The sequence below is a fragment of the Amycolatopsis sp. w19 genome, from assembly GCF_051373225.1.
GTDB lineage: Bacteria > Actinomycetota > Actinomycetes > Mycobacteriales > Pseudonocardiaceae > Amycolatopsis > Amycolatopsis japonica.
Window position 1 is genome coordinate 22,746 of the sequence record NZ_JBPQFM010000005.1, and the last position, 22,013, is coordinate 44,758.

Consider the following 22,013-nt stretch of genomic DNA (forward strand, 5'->3'; position numbering starts at 1 on the left):
GGGTCTCGATCAGGACCTGACTGCGTGTCGAGGCGACTCGAAGCATATCCGCGAGCTGGACGATGGCGAACGGGTGCAGCCCGAGTTCCGGTTCGTCGAGTATGACGAGTGAGGGACGCTCAGGTTGGAGCAATAGGGTGGCCAGGCAGACGAAACGAAGTGTTCCGTCGGACGTCTGGTTCGCCGAGAAGATCGTGTCCGAACCCTGCCGGTGCCAGCGAAGCAGAATACGGTCGGTGCTGTCGGGCTGGAGGACGAAGCCGCCGAAGAACGGCGCGACGAGGCGGATCGCGCCGACGATACGCGACCTTGTCCGCTCGGTTTACAAAAGTTGACGATGCACGCGCAACTACCGCATTCAGAGGACTGAATGCGTCAGCCACCGATCGCCTCGGCCAGCGCCAAGATCCGCCGCGCGTTCTCCACGTGCAGGTTTTCGATCATCCGCCCGTCCACGGTCACGACGCCCTGCCCGGCCGCCTGCGCCTCTTCGAACGCCGAGATGATCTTGCGCGACCGCGTGATCTCCTCCTCGGACGGCGCGAAGATCCGGTTGCACGGCTCCAGTTGCGCCGGGTGGATCAGCGTCTTGCCGTCGAAGCCGAACTGGCGCCCCTGCACGCATTCCGCCTCGAAGCCTTCGAGGTCCTTCACGTCGTTGTAGACGCCGTCGAGGATCGCCTTGCCGGTCGCGCGCGCGGCCAGCAGCGCGAGGGAGAGCCCGCCCAGCAGCGGCGCGCGGCCGGGGACGAACTCGGCGTGCAGTTCCTTCGCCAGGTCGTTCGTGCCCATGACCAGCACGGTCAGCCGCTCGGACGCGGCGGCGATCTCCTCGGCGTGCAGCATCGCGACCGGGGTTTCGACCATCGCCCAGATCTTCGTGTGGTCCGGCGCGCCGCCGAGTTCCAGCGCGCGCTCGATGTTGTGCACTTCGGCGGCGGAGTTCACCTTCGGCACCACGATCGCGGCCGGGCCCGCCTGCGCGGCGGCGCGGAGGTCGGCGTCGTGCCATTCGGTGTCGAGGCCGTTGACGCGGATGGTCACCTCGCGCGAGCCGTATTCCTTCGACGAAGCCGCGGCGCAAACGCGTTCACGTGCGGCCTCCTTCGCGTCGGGCGCGACGGCGTCTTCGAGATCGAGGATGAGCCCGTCCGCGTCCAGCGTCTTGGCCTTTTCCAGCGCTCTTTCGTTCGCGCCGGGCATGTAGAGGACGGAACGCCGGGGGTTCATCAGGATGCCTCCTTCGTGGCCGCGTCGTACGCGGCGGCGAGTTCAGGATCGTCGGCGGCGAGGGCGTCCGCGAGTTCGGCGACCACCCGGCACTGCTTCACCGAGGCGTCGTCCTGCATCTTGCCGTCGATCATCACCGCACCGGTGCCATCACCCATTTCGGCGATCACACGCCGCGCCCAGGCGACGTCCTCGGGCGAAGGCGAGAACACCTTCTTGGCGATGTCGATCTGCACCGGGTGCAGGCTCCAGGCGCCCACACAGCCGAGCAGGAACGCGTTGCGGAACTGGTCCTCACAGGCCACGACGTCGCGGATGTCGCCGAACGGCCCGTAGTACGGCAGGATCCCGTTCGCCGCGCAGGCGTCGACCATCCGCGCGACGGTGTAGTGCCACAGATCCTGCTGATACGTCGTGCGTCCCTCGTTCAGGTCCTCGCCGGTCGGGTCCGTGCGCACGAGGTAACCGGGGTGCCCACCACCCACCCGGGTGGTCTTCATCCGGCGGCTCGCGGCGAGGTCGGCCGGGCCGAGCGAGATGCCCTGCATCCGGGGGCTCGCGCCGGCGATCTCCTCGACGTTCGCGACGCCGCTGGCGGTCTCCAGGATCGCGTGCACCAGCAGCGGCTTCGTCAGCCCGGCCCGCGCTTCGAGCTGCGCGAGCAGCCGGTCGACGTAGTGGATGTCCTGCGCGCCTTCGACCTTCGGCACCATGATCACGTCGAGTTTGTCGCCGATCTCGGTGACCAGCGTGATCAGGTCGTCGAGCACCCACGGCGAGTCGAGGCTGTTGACGCGCGTCCACAGCTGCGTCTTGCCGAAGTCGGTCGACTTCGCGATGGCGACGAGCCCGTTCCGCGCGGCCTCCTTGCGGTCGGCGCGCACGGCGTCTTCGAGGTTGCCGAGCAGGACGTCGACCTTCTTGGCGATGTCCGGGACCTTGGCGGCCATCTTCTCGTTGCTGGGATCGAAGAAATGGATCATCCGCGAAGGAGGCACGGGGATCTGGCGGAGCGGTTCCGGCGCCCCCACCGCGAGCGGGGCGAAGAAATCCTTCGGCGAACGCATCGTTCCTCCATCGCTACGGGCTAAGTGACCGACGGGTAACCCTAAACCCGGAAGGCGGGGAACCGCTGCGGCGCAGCTCACCTCCAAGGGGACACGATCGGGAATCGCGGAGGAATCTGTGGACGACTGGGCCTTGCCGGGTTTCACCGAGCTGGGGTCGCTGGGCGAAGGTGGATTCGGACGGGTCGTGCTGGCCCGCCACGACGAATCCGCGCAGGTCGTGGCCATCAAATACCTGTATGCGAGGTTCGCCGCCGACCCGCGGCGCCTGGCCGAGTTCCGCCATGAGGCGCAGATCCTGAGCCGCGTTTCGGGGCCTCACATCGCCCGTCTGCACCAGTTCGTGGAGACCCCGCAAGGGGCCGCGATCATCATGGAGGCCGTTCACGGAATCTCCCTGAAAGAGATCCTCGGCCGCCAGGAGAAGCTCGAACCCGAAGCCGCGCTGGCCATCCTCAAGGGCTCGCTGCTCGGTCTCGCCGGCGCGCACGCCGCGGGCACCGTCCACCGCGACTACAAACCGGCCAACGTCCTGGTCACCCGCGAGGGGCAGAGCAAACTCGTCGACTTCGGCATCGCCGTGCTCGCCGGGCAGACCGGGGTCGCCGCGGGCACGCCCGCGTACATGGCGCCCGAGCAGTGGGCGGGCGGCGTCGCCACCCCCGCGACCGATGTCTACGCCGCGACCTGCGTGTTCTTCCAGTGCGTCGTCGGCCACCGGCCGTACGAGGCGGAGCAGACCGAAGTGCTGCGCACGCTGCACGAGTACGCCCCGATCCCGTTCGGCGAAGTGCCCGCACCGGTCCGCGACCTCATCGCGCGCGGCATGGCGAAGGACATCGCCCACCGGCCATCGGGCGCGGCCGAATTCGTCGCGGAGCTGGAGGCGTCCGCCAGGAAGGCGTACGGCGAGGACTGGGAGCGCAACGGCTGGCACTGGCTCGCCAAGGGCGCCGGTGTCCTGGTCGCCCTGTCCCCGTTGGCCCTGCTCGGCGCGGGAACCGCGGCCGCGCCGGTCCTCGCGGGCGGCGGGGTCGCGGCCACCGCCGGCGGCGGGATCGCGCTCGGTCTCAAGATCACCGCCGCGGTCGCCGCCGCCACCGCGGTCGCCGTCGGGACGGTCGTGGTGGTCAACACGAACAGCGACGACGAAGCACCGCCACAGACGACGACCGTCGCCGCGATGAAGGTCGACCTCCTCACCCGGACCGAGAAGCTCGACGGCTTCGACTTCAACGGGAAGTACGTCCGCATCAGCGGGTTGAAGGACAAGGCGGTCGAGGAGCGGGTCAACAAGGCGCTGATGGCGCCGATCGACGGCTGGCTCAAGAGCGTTTGGCCGCCGGGCAGCCCGCCGGAGAAGGAACCCGACGGCGACATCCCGCATATGTCCACCACCGCCGAGGTCCTGCGCCAGGACGACAAGCTGATCTCGGTCGTCTACGAACGCTCGGTCGAGACGGTCCAGCTCGGGAACCACGGCGCCTACGCCGTCCGGACCCTCGTGATCGACCTGTCCGACGGCGACGTGATCCCGACCGCGGGCCTGTTCGCCGACGTCGACGGCAATGCCGAACGAATGCGGATGGTGGAGGACCGGATGTACGCCTCGGCCAAGCCGGGCGAGTGTCTCGCCACGCCGCCGTCGGCACCGGAGCACCTTCCCGCGGGCGCGATGTCGGACCGGTACACCCAGGACGGGGGGATCGTGCAGGCGGCGCCCGCGGCGAACGGGATGGAGTTCCGCGTCGCCGCCTTCGCGCTCGGGTACCCGATGGTCTGCAATCCGACGACCGTCACCGTGCCCTACGAACGGCTGCGTGACCTGCTGAGTCCCGCGGTCGCGCACCTGCTCGGCGGCAAGCAGGGCGAACGGACCAAAGAGCACAACGTCGGCGCCTTCACCATCACCACGCCGGAAAACTGGCGACTGCTTTCCGGCGAACCCATCGAGCGCTACCTGGTGACCGCCGACCAGTGCACACAGCCGTTCCATTGCGCGGGCGTGGTCTTCAGCGACAACTCGCGGGTCGATCCGGCCACGCCGGCGTATGAACCGGGCAAGCCCTACAACCGATCCACCGGCCCGCGTCCATGTCACTCGCTCGGGGCACCAGGGGAGACGCAGGGGTCACCTGTCCTCCAGACGAAGGAGCTTCGTTCGATCGGGACGAAGAAGGCGGCCTACGAAGAGTGGCGACTCACGTGTTCCGGCGGCGGTAGCGTCACTCAGCGGGTCTGGTTCCTGCCGAAAACGCAGCTCGTGATCGTGGACGAGTGGAACACTCCAGGCCTCGACAAGATCCTGGAAGAGGCGCGATGGAACTGAGCGACGAGTGGAGACTGCCCGGCTTCACGGAGCTGGAGCAGCTGGGCACCGGCACCTTCGGCCGCGTGGTGCTCGCGCGCCAGGACAACACGGGCCACGTCGTCGCGATCAAGTACCTCTTCTCCCGCTTCGCCGCCGAGCCCGCCTATCTCGACGCGTTCCGCCAAGAAGCCCTGGCGCTGCATCGGGTGACGAGCCCGCACGTCGTGAAGCTGTACGAGTTCTTCGAGACGCCGCGGGGCGCGGCGATCGTCATGGAGGCGATCAACGGCGTCTCCCTGCGTTCCGTCCTCCAGGCCGAAGGCGCTCTCGAACCGGAAGCCGCCCTCGCGGTCCTGAAGGGATCGCTGCTCGGGCTGGCCGCGGCGCACTCCGCGAACGTCGTCCACCGGGACTACAAACCGGCCAACGTCCTCGTCGCCGACACCGGCGAGAGCAAGCTGGTCGACTTCGGCACGGCCGTCCTGGCGGGTGAACGCGGCCCGTCCGTCGGCACTCCCGCGTACATGGCGCCCGAGCAGTGGTCCGGCGGGCAGGCCACCCCCGCGACCGACGTCTACGCCGCGACCTGCGTGTTCTTCCAGTGTGTCGCCGGGCACCGGCCGTACGAGGCCGAGCAGACCGAAGTGCTGCGCACGCTGCACGAACACGCACCCATCCCGTTCGGCGAAGTCCCCCAGCCGGTGCACGAGATCGTCGCGCTGGGAATGGCGAAGGACCCGTCGAAACGACCGGTCGACGCGCTGATGTTCGTCAGCGAACTGGAACGCGTCGCCCGCGCGGGGTACGGCGACGAATGGGAACGCAAGGGCTGGTCGCGGTTGGCGAAGGCGGCGGGCGTGCTCGTCGCGGCGACTCCGTTGGTCCTGCTCAGCGCCGGTACCGCGGCCGCGCCCGGTGTCGCCGCCGCCGGAACGGGTGCGGCGGCCGCGTCGACCGGCGGGATCGCGGTCGGGCTGAAGATCACCGCCGGGGTCGTCGCGGCGACGGCCGCCGTGGTCGGTTCGGTGGTCGTCTTCTCCGACGCGAGCACCCCGCCACCGCCACCGCCGACCACGCAGGCCGTCGCGCTCAAGGTCGCCATGAAGACCGAGTCCGGGACGGTGCCCGGCACGACCCTCGCCTACACCGGCGACCACCCGGTGGTGACCGGTTCGCCCGATCAAGCCTGGCTCAAGCGGGTCAACGACGCGCTGATGGCGCCGATCGACGCCTGGAACCGCAAAACCGGACCCGGCGCCGCCAAGCTGGAGCCGGAACGCGGCCCGTACACGCTGACCACCAAGGCCGACATCCGCTCGCAGAACGAGCGGTACCTCTCCGTCCGCTACACCAGCGACCTCGTGAACAAACCGCATCCGACCTGGGGTCACGGCCGCGCGACGGTGACGATCGACCTCAAGGAGGGCAAGGCGCTCACGCCGGCCGAACTGTTCGCCCCCGGAAAGTTCACCGACGAGGGCCTCCGGGAACTGACCGAGGTCCTCTGGCCCGACAAGGAGCAGTGCGGCCCTCCGAGCACCATTTTCCCGTACCGGCCGCTCCGGGCGGCCGACCTCACCGGAGACCCGAAGGTGTGGCTCGCGTTCGCGCCGACCGCCCTCGAGGTCACGGCCAACATGACCGACCTGGGCTTCACCACCGCCTGCAGCGTCCAAGACCTCACACTGCCCTACGACAAAGTCGCCGGACTGCTGAACCCCACCCTTGTCGATGGCGTGACCAGCGGAAAGGTGGTCAAGGGCACGTCGTCCGCCCCGCCCGCGCAGGGTGTCACGGACGTCTCGGCCGGAGCGCTCACCCTGCATCTGCCGCAAGGCTGGTCCGAGGTCTCGCAGGGGCTGGAGAAGGTGCTCGTCGCGCCGGGCTGCCCGGATCCCAAGAAGTACTTCAACTGCAAGTACGTCCTCGTCACGGACAACACCCAGCGCTCCGCCGAGCAGCCGCCGTACCGGCCGGGGGAGTTCTACCGGCGCAGCGCGGGCGGCCGGGCCTGCAACGCCGCCGGGCGGAAGGACCTCCGCCAAGAGGGTGACGCCGCGCGGACGGCTTCCGCCACCGCACCGGTCGGCGGGGCGACGGCGACCTACGAGGAGTGGACGATCCAGTGTGTTCCTCGTGGACAGACGGGCGGAAGCGGCGAGACGCAAGTGACGCAGCGGATCTGGTTCCTTGCGGACAGGCAAATCGTGGTGATGGACGAATGGCGGACACCGGGCGTCGAAGAACTTCTTCGTACCGCGACGATCTCCTGACCTGACCTGCGAAAGTCCAAAGTGGAATGAGTATTCATTGGGCCGAATGGCCTAACGTCTCGTTTCGTTTCCCGTGACCGTTCGGAGACACCGGGTAACACCACTTACCTCCCTCTCACTCGGTTGGCGGCACGGTCGGACTGAAGTCGAATGACCGCCTACCGACCGGTCACCGATGACAAAGTGCCGCCGATCGCAGCCACTCCCGTTGCCCGGCGCCGCCGCCTCCCCGCCCTGTTAGACAGGTCATGTGCCGCTTCCACCGAGGTGGCACGGGGATGACGAGCCCTAGGGAAACCAGGTTCGAAGGAGGCGGAACGTGGCGGCTACACCGAACATGGAGAGCTCGACGGTCGCCGGTGGCGCGAAGCGCAGCCGGTCACTGCCGAGCCGGGTGGTGCCGCCGATCGAACTGCCCGCGAGCGTCGGGGAGCTTTCGCGCAAGGCGGCGGCCCTGCTCGGCTGGAACGGCATCGTCTTGCCGGAGACCACCGTGCTCGGCCGCAAGATCTGCGTGGTCGCCCGGCTCCGTACCGACGTGCACGCGGAGCGCATCGCGATGGGCATGGGTCCCGTCGTCGATCGCGCCACCGTCGACACCTGGACATGGCCAGAGCTGGCCGCGACCGCACCCGCGCCGGCCGCCGAGATCATCGGCGTCCTCGCGGTCGCCCGGCACTGGCGCACCGCGATGGCCTCCGCGGTTCCGTTCGCACGTTACGGCGAGGCCGCGATGGTTCTCCCATCGCCTGCCGTACTGACGGAAGACTACGTCGGCAACTGCCTCCCGCGTGCCCGCGCCTACGGGCTCGGCATCGTCACCGCCGACCCCAACGCGGTGGCCGACCTCGACCTCGAGGGCCACGGCGAGCGCATGATCCTCGACGAGGACCCGGTCTCGCGCCTGGTCAACGAGATCGTCTACGAGCAGCTGCTCCGCGAAACCGAGCTCCCTGCCGAAGTGGACTGAACGCGCTACCGTCGGGTCCATGCGAGTCGTCATTGCGGGTGGACACGGACAGATCGCGTTGAAGCTGGAGAAACTGCTCTCCGCACGCGGTGATCAGGCGGTGGGGATCGTGCGCAATCCCGATCACGTCGCCGATCTCGAAGCCGCCGGTGCCGAAGCGGTCGTCCTCGACCTGGAAAAGTCCGATGTGGACGCCGTCGCCAAGGTGCTCGACGGCGCCGACGCCGCCATCTTCGCGGCGGGCGCCGGGCCGGGCAGCGGGACCGCTCGTAAGGACACTGTGGACAGAGCGGCCGCCGAACTCTTCGCGGCCGCCTCGGAGCGGGCGGGCGTCCGGCGGCATATCCAGGTCGGCTCCATGGGGGCGGACAAATGGGAGACCGCGGACGTCCCGGACGATTTCCGGATCTACCTCAAGGCCAAGAAGGCGGCCGAAGACGATCTGCGCGCCCGCGATCTCGACTGGACGATCCTGCGGCCGGGGCAGCTCACCAACGACGAAGGCACCGGCGAGATCCTGATCGCCGAGTCCACCGGCCGCGGGCCTATTCCCCGGCAGGACGTCGCCGCGATCCTCGTCGCTCTGCTCGACAGCCCGTCGACGGCGGGACGCGTCCTCGAAGCGATCTCGGGTGATACTGCTATCTCTCAGGCCTTTTCCGCACTGTGAAACTCTAGTGTGTGGACGTAATCCGTCTTTTGACTGAACGGAGAAGGTCCTTGCGCGAGGACATCGCGGTCTTCAGTGGCAGCGCCCATCCCGAGCTCGCCGAAGAGATCTGCGCCCATCTTGGTGTTCCCCTGCATCCGGTGAAGGTGCAGCGGTTCGCCAACGACTGTCTCGAAGTCCAGCTCGAGGCGAACTGCCGTGAGCGCGACGTCTTCCTGATTCAGCCGTTGGTGCGGCCGGTGCAGGAACATCTCGTCGAACTGCTGCTGATGCTGGATGCCGCGCGGGGCGCTTCGGCGAAGCGGATCACCGTCGTCATGCCGCACTATTCGTACGCCCGGTCGGACAAGAAGGACGCGCCGCGGATCTCGATCGGCGGTCGTCTCGTCGCCGACCTGATGGCGACCGCCGGCGCCGATCGTGTCCTCGCGATGACGCTGCATTCGCCGCAGGTGCACGGGTTCTTCAGCGTTCCGGTCGATCACCTGCACGCGTTGCAGGAACTGGCGAAGCACTTCCGCCAGTACGACCTGTCCGCGACCACCGTGGTCTCGCCGGATCTCGGCAACGCCAAGGAGGCCGCGCATTTCGCCCGGCTGCTCGGCGTTCAGGTCGCGGCGGGCGCGAAGCAGCGCTTCGCCGACGACAGGGTCGAGATCAGCTCGGTGATCGGCGAGATCACCGGCCGCGACGTGATCGTCCTCGACGACGAGATCGCCAAGGGCAGCACGGTGATCGAACTGCTCAACAAGCTGCGGGAACTGAAGCCGCGCTCGATCCGCGTCGCCTGCACGCACGGCCTCTTCTCCAGCGGCGCGCTCGAGCGGATCGGCAGCCAGCCCGACGTGCTGGAGGTCGTCTGCACGAACACGGTGCCCATCCCGCCGGAGGAGCAGAGCCCGAAACTGCGGGTCCTGTCGATCGCGCCCGCGCTGGCGGAGGCGATGCGCCGGATCCACAACGGAGAGTCGGTCAGCGCGCTGTTTGAAACGGGCTAGGTCTACACCGCCTAAACGGTGCCGAGGACCCGGTCGAGGTACGTGTTCGTGAAGATCCCGGCCGGGTCCACCTCCTTGCGGACCCGCAGGAAGTCGTCGAAGCGCGGGTATCGCGAGCGCAGCGTCGCGGCGTCGAGGTCGTGCATCTTGCCCCAATGCGGGCGGCCGCCGACCTCGCCGACGATCGACGCGAACCCGGCGAAGTACTCCCGGTAGGGCATGCCGACGAACTGGTGGATCGCGATGTAGGCCGAGTCGCGGCCGTTCGCGGTCGAAAGCCAGATGTCGTCCGCCGCGGCGACGCGGACCTCGACCGGGAACGCGACCGGGTTCTCCAGCTTCGGGACGAACGCGCGGAGTTCGGAGAAGACGTCGTGCAGTGCTTCGCGGGGGATCGCGAACTCCGACTCGACGAACCGCACGCCGCGATGGGTCACGAAGACGCGATGGGACGTGTCGCTGTACTCGCGGGCGGAGAGGATGTTCGAGGCGAACCGGCCGAGCGGTTGCACGAGTTTCGGCACCGCGCGGCCGAGACGGCACAGGCCGCCGAACGCGACGTTCTCCGTGACCTCGTAGTCGACGAACTCCTTCAGCCTGCCCAGCGGCCGGTGTTCGCTGCCCGCCGGAAGCCGGTTGTTGCGCTTGACCAGGGCGTTCTTGCCGTAGGGGAACCAGTAGAACTCGAAGTGGTCGTTCTCGTCGGCGAACTGGTCGAAGCCTTCGAGGACCTGTTCGAGCGGTTCCGGCCGCTCCTGGGCGGAGAGCAGGAACGACGGTTCACACTGCAGGGTGACCGTGCTGATGACGCCGAGCGCGCCCAGCCCGACCCGTGCCGCGGCGAAGAGGTCGGGGCGTTCGTCCGCCGAACAGGTGACCACGGTGCCGTCGGCGAGCACGAGTTCGAGCGCGGCGATCTGGGTGGCGATGCCGCCGAGCCGGGCGCCGGTGCCGTGGGTGCCGGTGGAGATCGCGCCGGCGACGGTCTGCGCGTCGATGTCGCCGAGGTTGGTCATCGCCAGGCCCAGCGCGTCGAGTTCGGCGTTGAGCTGCTTGAGCGTGGTCCCCGAACGGACCGTGACCAGGCCTTTCGCGACGTCGGCGGAGGCGATCCCGGTCCAGCCGGTCAGGTCCATGGCGTCCGAGTTCGCGGCGGCGATCGCGGTGAACGAGTGGCCGCTGCCGAGCGGGCGCAGACGTCGTCCGTCCGCGGCGGACCGGCCGATCGCTTCGGCGATCGCGTCCGTGTCACGCGGCCGATGCACGCGCAGCGGCGACGCCGTCGCGGTGCCGGCCCAGTTGCTCCACCGTGTCATGCGCCCACCTATTCCGAGAGGCTGTGAGTGCCGAAACAGTAAGTGAATAGTATTCGCGTTTCAAGCCCTTCTGTCGTACCTTAGTTCGGGTGACCAGTGCGACGGTGTACGACTTGGCGACGAAGGACCTGGATCCTCCGTTCGCGATTGTCGACTTGGATGCGTTCGACGCGAACGGTGCCGACCTGCTGCGGCGGGCCGCGGGGAAGCCGATCCGCGTGGTCAGCAAATCCGTGCGCTGCCGGTATCTGCTCGAACGCGTCCTCGCGCGGCCCGGCTTCGAAGGTCTCATGTGCTACTCGCTCGCCGAAGCCGTCTGGCATGTCGAGCAGGGGACGTCCGACGACATCGTGGTGGCGTACCCGACCGCCGACCATGGCGCGCTGCGGCGGTTGGCGGCGAACGACCGGGCGCGGGCGGCGATCTCGATCATGGTCGACTCGCCCGAACATCTCGACCTGGTCGATGCCGCGCTGGGGCAGGGGCATCCCGAAATCCGGGTCTGCCTGGAACTCGACGCTTCGTGGCGGCCGCTGCCCGGAGTGCACATCGGCACCCGGCGCTCGCCGGTGTTCAGCCCGCGGCAAGCCGCGGATCTGGCGCGGACCATCTTGTCCCGCAAGGGTTTCCGGCTGGTCGGGATGATGGCGTACGAAGGTCAGATCGCCGGGCTCGGCGACGCGGCCGGCAGCGGGGCCAGGAACTCCGTCATCGGCTGGATGCAGCGAAAGTCCATTGTGGAAATCGCGAAGCGCCGTGCGGCCGCGGTCCGCGCCGTCCGGGCGCTGGCGGATCTGGAGTTCGTCAACGGCGGCGGCAGCGGCAGCGTCGAATCGACCGGCGCCGAAGCGGCCGTCACCGAAATCGCGGCGGGCTCCGGCCTGATCGGGCCGACCCTTTTCGACGGCTACGCGCACTTCTCGCCGCGCCCGGCCGCGATGTTCGCGCTGCCCGTCGTCCGGCGCCCCGCCCCGAAGGTCGCGACGCTCTTCTCCGGCGGCTACATCGCTTCGGGCCCCGCGGAGTCTTCGCGGCTCCCGAAGCCCTACCTGCCCGAAGGCCTTTCGCTACTCGGCTTCGAAGGCGCCGGCGAAGTCCAAACCCCCGTCTCCGGCGAAGCGGCCCGCCACCTCCGCCTCGGCGACCGCGTCTGGCTGCGCCACGCGAAGGCAGGCGAACTCGCCGAACGCTTCACGCACTACCACGTCGTCGTCGGCGACCGCGTCGACCGGACCGTCCCCACCTACCGAGGCGAATCCCAAAACTTCGGCTGATCCGCGCAACCCCACCCCCCACCCATCCCTGGGGGGCGCGCCCCGCACCAGCGTATCGGGAGGGGGCGTCGGGGAATGGGGTTCGGTGGGGTGAGGGGCGAGGTTGTCCACAACTGTGGGTGGATGTGGACAACTTATGTGGACAACCGGGTAATACCAGGTCAGCGGGTATGAGGGCGTGGTTGCTGGGGGTCGTGTGACTGGTGTGGCGACGGGTTCGGGCGCCTGTGGACACGAATGGAGCAGGACGTCCGGGCAGTCTCACTGGGAGTCCACAGTGGACGGACGTGGGCTGAAGGCGTCCTTCACCGCATCGCATGCGGCGAAAGCGTCCTTCAGCCCCCGGGGAGCAGCGCGGAGAGCCTCAGGCTTCCCCGAACTTGCTCGCCAAGTAGCCCTTCACCACCGACTTGGCCTCCGCCACGATCCGCTCGTCCCCTCGCGGGTCCCGGCGGAAAGCCAGCTTCAGCAGCGCGTCGGCGGTCTCGTTCGCGATCGTCAGCGCGAACCGGATGTCGTCCGGCGGCGACTGGATCCGCGCGGAGAGCACGTCGGTGAGCGCGTCGACGATGACCGCGTTGTTGTCGCGCGTCTCGTCGAGGAGCTGCCGGTCCACGACGTCACCGAAGTGCACCTTCGAGAAGCCCGGGACCTCGCGGTGCATCGCCAAGTAGATGTCGAGGATCGAGTCCACGACGTCCCACCAGTGCTCGGGCGCCAGCTCATTCAGCGTTTCCGACACCGAGGCGACGAACCGCTCGAGGTTCCGCTGCGTCAGCGCCTGCACCACGGCCCGCTTGTCGGGGAAGAACTGGTACAGCGAACCGACGGCCACCCCGGCGCGCTTCGCGATCAGCGTGGTCGTCAACGCGTCGTAGCCGAGTTCGTCGATCAGCTGGGCGCTGGCGTCGAGCATCTGCTCCACCCGCTTGGCGCTGCGCTGCTGAACGGGCTGCCGCCGGAGCGGAGTCGTCTCCGCTTGCGGTTTCGCGGCCTGGATGTCGGACACTCGGGCTCCTCCTTCGCTGATCTGCGACTTTATCGTGCCGACAGGGTTCCCCCCGGTCGAGTGAAGGCATAGTATCTGAGAACTTTTCATGTTCGGCCGAGTCTGAAGAGGAAAGGTGTGCCGCCGGTGGAGAATCCGACCTTCCCGTCCGAATTCCTGTGGGGTGTATCGACCTCCGCCTTCCAGATCGAGGGGGCGACCGGTGAAGGCGGCCGGGGACAGTCCATTTGGGACACGTTCACCGAAACGGAGGGAAAGATCGCGCGGGCTGAGCACGCCAAGGTAGCGGCCGATCACTTCCACCGCTACTCCGAGGACATCGCGCTGATGGCCGAACTCGGCGTCGGCGCCTACCGCATGTCCTTCGCCTGGCCCCGGATCCAGCCCGACGGCGACGGCAAGCCCAACGCCGAAGGCCTTGCGTTCTATGACGAATTGCTCGACGAGGTCTGCGCCGCCGGTATCGCGCCGACCGGGACGCTCTTCCATTGGGACCTCCCGCAGGCACTCGAAGACAAGGGTGGCTGGCTCTCCCGTGATACCGCCGAACGGTTCGGGGAGTACGCCGCCATCGTGGGAGAGCGGTTCTCCGATCGGGTGAAAATGTGGATCCCGCTCAACGAGCCCATGGTCATGTCGATCTTCGGCTACGCGATCGGTGAGTACGCGCCCGGCAAGACCCTCCTGCTCGACGCCCTGCCCACCGCGCACTACCAGAATCTCGCGCACGGTCTGGCGGTCCAAGCGCTGCGCGCTGCCGGTGCCCGGAGCGTCGGTACGGCCAACAATCATTCGCCGATCTGGCCCGCCACCGATTCGCCGGAGGACAAGGCCGCGGGCGAATGGATCGACGCTCTCATCAATCGCACTTACGCGGATCCGGTGCTGCTCGGCCGATATCCCGAACAAGTCGTCGCGCATCTCCCGGCGGGTTTCGCCGACGATCTGCCGACCATCGCGCAGCCCCTCGACTTCTACGGGGTGAATTACTACGAGCCGCAGGGCGTCGCCGCGCCCGGCGAAGGCAATCCGCTGCCCTTCGAGCTTCGCGCGATCGAGGGATATCCCATGACCACCAACGATTCGCCGATCGTCCCGCACGGGCTGCGCGATCTGCTAGTCGGCTTCCACGAGCGCTACCGAGAGCACCTTCCGCCCGTCTACATCACCGAAAACGGCTGCAGCTTCGACGACGTCGTCGCCGAAGACGGCCACGTCCATGACCAGGAACGCATCGACTTCCTCGACAGCCACCTGGTCGCGATGCGCGAAGCGATGGACGCCGGCGTCGACGTCCGCGGGTACTTCGTCTGGTCGTTGATGGACAACTTCGAATGGTCTAAGGGCTACCAGCCGCGTTTCGGTCTGGTGCACATCGATTACGAGACACAGAAGCGCACGCCGAAGGACTCCTTCGGCTGGTACCGGGAACTGATCCGCCATGAGTGAGGTCCGGGACCTGCCCGAGGCGCTCGCCGAGCCGGTCGCCAGGGTCCGCGCGGGGTGGATGAGCCTGCTGTTCTTCGCGAACATCGCGCTCTGGCTGGGGGTTTACGCGCCCATCCAGGTTCTCCTGCCCAAACAGGCGGAACTGCTGGACGCCGCCGACAAGGAAGCCGTGTTCAGCCTGGTCACCGGCATCGGCGCGGTCGTCGCGTTGATCGCCAACCCGGCCGTCGGCCTGCTGTCCGACCGGACCTGTTCCGCTCGCGGCCGTCGTCATCCGTGGACGGCGGCCGGCGCCGCGGTCGCCGCCGCCGGACTGATCGTCCTCGCGTTCGCGCCGAACGTCGCGGTCATGGTGCTCGGCTGGTGCCTGGTTCAAGCCGGACTGAACGGGATGCTCGCGATGCTGGTGTCGGCCATCGCCGACCGCGTTCCCGTACCCCAGCGCGCTCAGGTCGGCGGCCTCGTCGGCATCGCCCAGATGCTCGGGACCGTGCTCGGCGCGGTGGTGGTCGTGGTGATGCTCGACCTCGCCGGGCTCCCGCTGGGCTACGCGGTCTGCGCGGCCGTCGTGCTGGCGGGCGCGGCGGCGTTCGTCCTGCGCACGCCGGACGCGCGGCTGCCGGTCGCGTTCCGGCCGTCGGCCAGGACACGGGACGTACTCGCGAATCTGTGGATCTCCCCGCGCAGGCATCCGGACTTCGCCTGGGCGTGGGGCTGCCACTTCATGATCAACCTCGGCAACGCCTTCGGGACGCTGTACCTGTTGTTCTTCCTCAAGGACGCGGTGCACTACGAAGATCCGGACACCGGACTGCTGATCATGATGGGCCTCTACGGCGCGGCGCTCATCGTCGGCGCGCTCATCGCCGGGCACTTCTCCGACAAGACGGGACGCCGGAAGCCGTACGTCCTCGCCGCTTCGGCGGTGATGGCCGTCGCCGCCCTGCTGCTGGTCGTCTGGCAGAACTGGACGGCCGCGCTCGCGGCGTCACCGTTGCTGGGAGTCGGTTTCGGCGCGTACATGGCCGTCGCGCTGGCGATGCTCACGCAGGTGTTGCCCACCGCGCAGGACCGGGCGAAGGATCTCGGCGTCATCAACATCGCGAACTCGCTGCCGCAGGTGGTGGCGCCGATGCTGACCGCGCCGATTTTGGCCTACCTGGGCGGATATCCGAGCCTCTTCGCGGCTTCGGCGCTGTCCACCGTCATCGCCGCGGTACTGGTCACGCGGGTGAAGGGCGTCAGCTGAAGGTTGGAGACCGCGGACCGGTGCCGGTCGGGGGAGGGGAGTGCAACGGCACCGGCCCGCGGGGTTCGGGGGATGGCAGCGCGCTCCGGGGCAGGTATCGCGCTGCGTTTGTGATCATCAACCTAGCGACCGATTACTGCCTTCGCTAGGTGTTCTGCCGACAATTTTCGATTAATCGCGGTGGGGACCGGAGTGATTACCGAGAGCGGTTCGTCGCGTTCGGGGGTACGCGCGAACCGCCGCCGGCGAAGGCGAGATCGTGGCGTGGTTGCCGAGGGGGCTGCTCGGACCGCCGTTCACTCGCCGGTCTTTCAAGCTGTGATGGGACGACGCGGGTTGACCAGAGCGTGCCTGCCGGTGGTTTCGGCCGGGCTCACCCCGCGGCTCTGGCCCGGGACGCGGCGGCGGCTTTCGCGCCGGTGGTCCTGGGTGGCCGCGATCTGCTGGGGGGCGAGGCCACCGGCGACCAGGTGCTCGTGCGCGACCTGCCATACCGAGCAGGGGGCCTTGCACTTGTGCCAGCGAGTCGAGCAGGTGGGGCAGTCCCCACGCTCGTCGGGCTCGTGCGCCTGGAGCATCGCGCGCCAGCCTTCGGCGAGCCGGGGGAGCTCCGAGCGGGCGACCGAGACGAGCGACTGCGCGTCGGCCCGGTTCGCGAGATCGGAGAGCATGTCGAGGCGTTCCCAAACCGCGTTGCGGAGGACTTGCCCTAGGACCTGATCCACGGAGAACTCACCGTTACCTTTCCGCCATTTTGGCGGCTTCGTTGAGCGCTGCCCTGAGCTGTCCGAGCTGGCCGGACGTCAGGCGCGCGGTCTCTCCTGGCGGCGAGACGAGAACCACCTGGTTGTCTTCGACGAACACGGTGACGGCGCGTTCGCGGCTGATGAGATCGCCGCACTGCACCCGCCAGACCAGCTGTCCGCCTTCGTAACGGCGCACACTCGCGGTACGGGGGTCGACCGGGGCGGAAGGGGAGACCGGACGGCTCGCTCCGGGGGCGACCGCGACCGTCTGCTGACCGGCGGGGCCGGCCGCACGCAGGTGGCGCGTGGCCATACCGGGCCGTCCCGCGGTGATGGAGCCTGTTGCGATCGAGTCCACGAACTCCACTGGCTCTTCTCCGCTCTCTCGTTCCACGTCGTCTTCGTATCCGCGTGTCCGCACCTTTAGGGGGTTCGGAGACTTGGTAGCTCTCTGTGATCGCGGCCGGTGGCCGGTCGGTCACGGAGATCTGACAACTACAGTGATGTGAAACCGAGTGCGATAGAAGGTCGAACCGCCGTCATAGCGGTGACCGGACGGGGTTTCACGGTAAGCGGTCAAACGACTTCTGCCGGGCCGATCACGACGGGCGATCCGGTGTTTCGCACGGTTGAATAGGTGTGCCTACGCTGTTTATCGACCCCAACGGAACTGTGAGGGGGCGCAATGGACGCCAGTATCGGTGGCGGCGCTGTCGCCGGCTCGGACGCTGCAAGCGGTTCGGGTCGCCAGAGTCACCCCGTGCCACCGGATGCCTGGGAGCAGCCGGAGATGCGAGCCGCACTGGCCACACGGGAGATCTCGTCCGTGTACCGGCTGTTGCGCAAGCACGGTGTTTCGCAGCGTCAGATCGCCGCGATGACCGGCCAGTCGCAGTCCGAGGTGTCCGAGATCCTCAAAGGTCGCCAGGTGATGGCGTACGACGTGCTCACCCGCATCGCTGACGGCCTTGGTGTCCCCAGGGGATACATGGGTCTCGCCTATGACGAGGCGACAGCGATAAAGGTCGTCGGTGCTGCCGACGGCCAGCAGGCGGAGGAGGACGAGTCCGTGAAGCGACGGAGGTTCCTCGCACACGCCGCCCAGGTCACGATGGGTGCGGCGGTGTTCGGCCCGGAATCGGGTACGTGGTCGGCGGGCCCGGCGAAGACGCCCGCCCCCGGGCGGATCGGCATGACCGACGTCCGTCAGGTGGAAGCCGCGACCAGAGCCCTCCGTTCCCTCGACTACCAGTACGGCGGCGGTTTCTGCCGCGACGCCGTGGTCGCCCAGCTGTCCTGGGGACAGCAGATGCTCGAGTCCACCGGCACCGAGCCGGTCAAGAACCGCCTGTACGTCGCCCTCGCCGACCTGCACAGCCTGGCGGGCTGGACCTCCTTCGACACCGGCCTCATGGATTCCGCGCGCGGACATTTCGCGAACGCGCTGGACCTGGCCAAACAGGGCGACAACCACCCGCTCGTCGCCAACGTCCTCTACCGGATGGGCCGCGTCTACCTGCACCAGGACGCCCCGAACGACGCGCTGAAACTGTTCCAGCTCGGCCAGATCGCCGCCCAGGAATCGGGCTCCGAGCTGGCGGTCGCCGTGCTCTGCGCCAACGAGGCCTGGGCCTACGCGATGATGGGCAACGAGGAGCAGGCCGTGAAGCTGCTCGGCCGGAGCAAGGACGAGTTCGCCCGCGCCAACCTCGCCGAGGCCGAATCCTGGGTCAAATTCTTCACCGAGACCGACGTCTACGCCATGATCGGCACCGTGCACACCGTGCTCGCGGCGAAGAACGCCGAGCACACCAAGTACGCGATCCCGGCGCTGACCAAGGCCGTCGAGTCCTACACGGACGACATGGCCCGCAGCAAGACGTTCATGCTCAGCGCCCTGGCCACGAACCACCTGCTCGAAGGCGATCTCGACCATGGCGCCAAGGTGGGCTCCAAGGCCGTCGACTGTGCCGAGGGCATCAAGTCCGAGCGGGTGAAGGACCGGATGCGGCCACTGCAGGTCGAGGCGGAGCGCCGCCGGAACAACGCGGACGCCCGTGACCTCGCCGACCGCCTCAACTCCTTCTACGCCGCCTGAGCCGACCGGCCCGGGCGGCCGGTTCACGCCCGGCATCCTGCGCGACGCCCTCGGGCGGACGTGCGATCTGCTGGGCGTGGACCCCGAAGGCGCCCGCCTGCTGAGGTTCACCAACAACGCCGTCTACGAGCTGGCGAGCGCGCCGTTCGTCGTCAGGATCGTCGGCTCCACCCGCCTGCGGCATCGCGTCGGCACCGTCGTGCGGGTCGCGCGGCACTTCGAACGGCACGCGGTGCCTGCCATCCGCCTCGTTCCCGGGCTCGACCAGCCGCTGCCGGTCGGCGAACATCTCGTGACGGTCTGGTGGAAGGTGCCCGAGACCGGCCGGAAGGCGAAGTCGGCCGACCTCGCCGCGCTGCTGCGCCAGGTCCACGCGCTGCCGCCGCCCGAAGGGCTCGCCGAATGGGCGCCGTTCGCCGCGGTCCGCGCCCGGGTTTCGGACGCGGAGGAGCTGGACGAGGGCGACCGGCGATTCCTGCTCGAACGTTGCGCCGAGGTCGAAGCCGCGCTGGCGGACCTGGACTTCCCCCTGCCCAGGGGCCTGGTCCACGGGGACGCGCACACCGGGAACGTGATCCCCGGGCCGGACGGGCCGGTGCTGTGCGATTTCGATTCGTCCTGTGTCGGGCCGCCGGAATGGGATCTGACGCCGCTCGCCGTCGGCCATGAACGGTTCGGTGATCCACCGGCCCGCTATCGCGTGTTCGCGCAGCGGTACGGATTCGACGTGACGACGTGGTCCGGCTTCTCCGTACTGCGCGCGATCCGTGAACTGAAGCTCACGACGAGTGTTCTTCCCATTCTTCGCAGTCATCCCAGCGTGCGGGATGAGCTGCGAAAACGATTGAACGATCTTCGGAACGGACGCACCGGCGCACGCTGGAACCGCTATCGCTGACTCACCCGGGAAAGGCATCTGCACGTGCATTCGCCGACGGCGAATGACCGTTCGTCGCTTGTCCGAATTCGTCGATCAAACGGTGACGAATTCGCCCGGGCTAATCACTTCTCCCGGCCCAATGCTCCCCCGAATGTGCAAGTTGCAGCTACGCTGAGTCATTCGCATCGGCGCGTTCACTCGGTCGCTGAGTACCGATCGGTGCCGTGGGGTCACAGCCGTTCGAGCCGCGTGCGCAGAGCGTCAGCCTCCGGGCGGCCCAGGCCGACCAGAATGGGCAACGCCCGGTCGTAGTGCCGCCTCGCCTCGTCGGTGTTCCCTTCCGCCTCGGCGACCTCGCCGAACGCGGCCAGGGCCCTGGCCACCTCGAACCTCGACCCGCTGGCCTCCATCGTGGCCAGCGACGCTTCGAGTTCGGTCCGGGCGGCCGCGAGATCCCCGGTCGCGGTGAGGGCGCGGCCGAGATCGGTCCGGGCGCGGGCCACGTTGTACGGGTCGGCGGCCAGCACTTCGCGAGCGCGGGTGAGGTGCTCGATCGCCGGTTCCGGCCGTCCGGCCTTGAGCTGCGTCGAGCCGAGGTTGATCAGCGCGAGCCCGATGTCGTGCGTGCGGTTCTGGCTCTCGCTCAGGCGATGGTCTTCGGTGAACCACCGCACCGCGTCGTCGAGCCTGCCCTGTGCCAGCGCGACCAGGCCGAGGCCTTCCACCGACCGGATCTCGACGACCTCGTTGCCGGCCTTCCGCGCCGCTTCGCGTCCGGCCTCGTAATGCGAGACGGCTTCGTCGTACCGGCCGGTGCCGCGGCAGGCGGCGCCCGCGCGGTTGTGCATCAACGCCTCCGCCGACGCGTCGCCCCACGCCCGTGCGCAGCGCACACCGGCCTGGCTCACCTCCAGGAAGTCCGGATAGTGCTTGCGCAGCAAGAAGAGCGGCCACATCGCGGCGGCGAGCTGCCAGCCCAGTTCGGGCAGCTGCCAGGTTTCGGCGGTCTTGACGGCGGCGATGAGGTTCTCGCGTTCCAGTTCGAGCCAGGCGAGTTCCTCTTCGGAGGACGCGAACGACATCGGCGACGGTGGCCGGTACTCGTAGCGGTACGGGATCGGGTCCTGGTCGGGGACCGTCATGGCGGTGGTCTTCGACGCGGTGAAGAGGTACCACTCGAGCATGCGGCGCACCGCGATGTCGCGGTCGTACTCGTTGCCCGCCGTCTTCTCCTTGGCGTGCAGGCGCGCGAGATCGTGGAAGGTGTACCGGTCGTCGCCGCGGTCGATCAGCAGTCCGACGTCGACGAGCTGGTCCAGCAGGTCTTCGGCGACCTCCTCGCGGACGGCGATCGACGCGGCGGCCACGCCGACGCCGAAATCGGGGCCGGGGTGGAGCCCGAGCGCCGCGTACAGCGCGGCCGCGTCCGAGGGGAGCTCGTCGTAGGAGAGGTTGAAGCTGGCTTCCACCGATTGCGCCTCTTTCGTCGACAGCGTGGCCAGTCGACGATATTCCTTCCCCAGTTCGGTGGCGATCTTCTCCAGCGACATCTTCGGCCGTCCGGCCAGCTTGGCGCTGACCGTGGTGAGGGCGATCGGCAGCCCGCCGCACAGCTCGGCGATGTCCCGCGCCCGCGCGGCTTCGGCGCCGACCCGCTCCGCGCCGACCGCGCGACCCAGCAGTTCGGCGCTGTGCGCGGAACCGAACGGCGCCAGCTCGACCAGCCGCGCGCGATGTTCGGTCTGGAGCCTGCCCAGACGGCGTCGCGAAGTCACGATCACGAGGCTTCCCCCGGCGGCGGGCAGCAGCGGAAGCACCTGTTCGGTCGATCCGGCGTTGTCGAGCAGTACGAGCAACGGTCGTTCGGCGGTCGTCGTGCGGTACAGCGCGATGAGCTCTTCGACGTCCGAGGGCAGCCCCTCCGGCGGAACGTCCAGCGCGCGAAGGAACCGGCCGAGCGCTTCGCTCACCGAAAGCGGGCCGTTGGTGCTGAACCCGCCGAGGTCCGCCCAGAGGTGCCCGTCGGGGAAGCGGTCTCCGAGCTGCCGGCCCCACGCGGTGGCCAGCGCGGTCTTGCCGATCCCGCCCTGGCCGCTGATCAGCTGCACGGCCGGCCCGTCGGTGTCGTGCTGGGCCAGCAGCTTCTCCAGCAACGCGAGTTCGGCGGTGCGGTTGGTGAAATGCGCGGGTGCGGGCGGAAGCTGACGCGGTCCCGAACTCACCTGCCGGGTGAGCCTGACCGCCGATCGCTGCCGCGGTACCTGTGGCGTGCTGACTTCACTTTCACCCGGCAACGGGCCGCCCATCAACCATCCCCTCTTCGGGTTAACCCCAGCGAACGCGTAGAGCATTCCGGTGGAGCCCCGGGGAGGACAGCGAAATCGGCCAAATGCGGCCGGATGGAGCAAGGTGTGTAACAGCTTCCGAAAAGTCGCGCTCTCGCGCGGTGAAGGACGCTTTACCCGCGTCACAT

Annotated in this window: 17 protein-coding genes and 1 pseudogene; 10 read left to right on the forward strand and 8 right to left on the reverse strand. The window is 68.4% G+C overall.

The genetic code is table 11. The annotated features are described in order from the left end of the window. Window positions 1-40: 40 nt before the first annotated feature. The 3 genes and pseudogenes from ACSMFO_RS12880 to ACSMFO_RS12890 form a co-directional block, all read right to left on the reverse strand. Window positions 41-301, reverse strand: a pseudogene (locus tag ACSMFO_RS12880) (AAA family ATPase); the annotation flags it as partial. Window positions 302-375: 74 nt separating this feature from the next. Then, window positions 376-1,230: an HpcH/HpaI aldolase/citrate lyase family protein gene (locus ACSMFO_RS12885; RefSeq protein WP_436458804.1), complete on the reverse strand. Its 855-nt coding sequence runs from the start codon at window positions 1,228-1,230 to the stop codon at window positions 376-378. Then, complete coding sequence (locus ACSMFO_RS12890; RefSeq protein WP_038507139.1) at window positions 1,230-2,297, reverse strand: HpcH/HpaI aldolase/citrate lyase family protein; 1,068 nt, start codon at window positions 2,295-2,297, stop codon at window positions 1,230-1,232. Before ACSMFO_RS12890 ends, ACSMFO_RS12885 begins: the two co-directional genes overlap by 1 nt. Window positions 2,298-2,415: 118 nt before the next feature. On the opposite strand from ACSMFO_RS12890, the gene ACSMFO_RS12895 reads away from it, so the two are divergent. The 5 genes from ACSMFO_RS12895 (at window position 2,416) to ACSMFO_RS12915 (ending at window position 9,519) form a co-directional block, all read left to right on the forward strand. After that, window positions 2,416-4,626, forward strand: coding sequence for a protein kinase domain-containing protein (locus tag ACSMFO_RS12895; RefSeq protein WP_436458805.1), 2,211 nt, complete (start codon window positions 2,416-2,418; stop codon window positions 4,624-4,626). Further along, entirely contained in the window at window positions 4,617-6,881 is a 2,265-nt protein-coding gene (locus ACSMFO_RS12900; RefSeq protein WP_436458806.1) for a serine/threonine-protein kinase, read from the forward strand. Before ACSMFO_RS12895 ends, ACSMFO_RS12900 begins: the two co-directional genes overlap by 10 nt. Before the next feature lie 319 nt (window positions 6,882-7,200). After that, a complete protein-coding gene (locus tag ACSMFO_RS12905; protein WP_037333848.1) occupies window positions 7,201-7,851 on the forward strand; it encodes a hypothetical protein in 651 nt (216 codons plus the stop codon). 19 nt (window positions 7,852-7,870) lie between these two features. Further along, window positions 7,871-8,521, forward strand: coding sequence for an NAD(P)H-binding protein (locus tag ACSMFO_RS12910; protein WP_073845976.1), 651 nt, complete (start codon window positions 7,871-7,873; stop codon window positions 8,519-8,521). 50 nt (window positions 8,522-8,571) lie between these two features. Next, the gene (locus ACSMFO_RS12915) at window positions 8,572-9,519 is read left to right on the forward strand and encodes a ribose-phosphate diphosphokinase (protein WP_125731440.1); all 948 of its coding nucleotides are present in this window, start codon (window positions 8,572-8,574) and stop codon (window positions 9,517-9,519) included. An 11-nt stretch (window positions 9,520-9,530) separates the two neighbouring features. Here ACSMFO_RS12915 and ACSMFO_RS12920 read toward each other — a convergent pair whose 3' ends face one another. Beyond that, a complete protein-coding gene (locus ACSMFO_RS12920; RefSeq protein WP_436458807.1) occupies window positions 9,531-10,835 on the reverse strand; it encodes a D-arabinono-1,4-lactone oxidase in 1,305 nt (434 codons plus the stop codon). An 89-nt stretch (window positions 10,836-10,924) separates the two neighbouring features. On the opposite strand from ACSMFO_RS12920, the gene ACSMFO_RS12925 reads away from it, so the two are divergent. Next, a complete protein-coding gene (locus ACSMFO_RS12925; protein WP_436458808.1) occupies window positions 10,925-12,109 on the forward strand; it encodes an amino acid deaminase/aldolase in 1,185 nt (394 codons plus the stop codon). A 364-nt stretch (window positions 12,110-12,473) separates the two neighbouring features. On the opposite strand, the gene ACSMFO_RS12930 is transcribed toward ACSMFO_RS12925, so the two are convergent. Then, entirely contained in the window at window positions 12,474-13,118 is a 645-nt protein-coding gene (locus tag ACSMFO_RS12930) for a TetR/AcrR family transcriptional regulator (RefSeq protein WP_016330531.1), read from the reverse strand. Between the two features lie 126 nt (window positions 13,119-13,244). Between ACSMFO_RS12930 and ACSMFO_RS12935 the strand changes: the two genes are divergently transcribed. Both ACSMFO_RS12935 and ACSMFO_RS12940 read left to right on the forward strand, forming a co-directional pair. Further along, window positions 13,245-14,567 carry a GH1 family beta-glucosidase gene (locus tag ACSMFO_RS12935; RefSeq protein WP_436458809.1) on the forward strand — a complete coding sequence of 441 codons (1,323 nt, stop codon included), beginning with the start codon at window positions 13,245-13,247 and terminating at the stop codon, window positions 14,565-14,567. Beyond that, window positions 14,560-15,816, forward strand: a complete 1,257-nt coding sequence (locus ACSMFO_RS12940) for an MFS transporter (RefSeq protein WP_436458810.1) — start codon at window positions 14,560-14,562, stop codon at window positions 15,814-15,816. Before ACSMFO_RS12935 ends, ACSMFO_RS12940 begins: the two co-directional genes overlap by 8 nt. A gap of 311 nt (window positions 15,817-16,127) precedes the next feature. Here ACSMFO_RS12940 and ACSMFO_RS12945 read toward each other — a convergent pair whose 3' ends face one another. Continuing rightward, window positions 16,128-16,541, reverse strand: a complete 414-nt coding sequence (locus ACSMFO_RS12945; RefSeq protein ID WP_016330534.1) for a hypothetical protein — start codon at window positions 16,539-16,541, stop codon at window positions 16,128-16,130. A gap of 13 nt (window positions 16,542-16,554) precedes the next feature. After that, window positions 16,555-16,929, reverse strand: coding sequence for a hypothetical protein (locus ACSMFO_RS12950; RefSeq protein WP_436459015.1), 375 nt, complete (start codon window positions 16,927-16,929; stop codon window positions 16,555-16,557). A gap of 423 nt (window positions 16,930-17,352) precedes the next feature. On the opposite strand from ACSMFO_RS12950, the gene ACSMFO_RS12955 reads away from it, so the two are divergent. Together ACSMFO_RS12955 and ACSMFO_RS12960 are read left to right on the forward strand one after the other, a co-directional pair. Further along, a complete protein-coding gene (locus ACSMFO_RS12955; RefSeq protein WP_161791087.1) occupies window positions 17,353-18,660 on the forward strand; it encodes a helix-turn-helix transcriptional regulator in 1,308 nt (435 codons plus the stop codon). Then, window positions 18,620-19,558 carry a phosphotransferase family protein gene (locus ACSMFO_RS12960; RefSeq protein ID WP_267284126.1) on the forward strand — a complete coding sequence of 313 codons (939 nt, stop codon included), beginning with the start codon at window positions 18,620-18,622 and terminating at the stop codon, window positions 19,556-19,558. The genes ACSMFO_RS12955 and ACSMFO_RS12960 overlap by 41 nt, the downstream gene beginning before the upstream one ends. Window positions 19,559-19,770: 212 nt before the next feature. Here the strand turns inward: ACSMFO_RS12960 and ACSMFO_RS12965 are convergent, their stop codons facing one another. Further along, window positions 19,771-21,762: a tetratricopeptide repeat protein gene (locus tag ACSMFO_RS12965; protein WP_436458811.1), complete on the reverse strand. Its 1,992-nt coding sequence runs from the start codon at window positions 21,760-21,762 to the stop codon at window positions 19,771-19,773. Window positions 21,763-22,013: the final 251 nt, after the last annotated feature.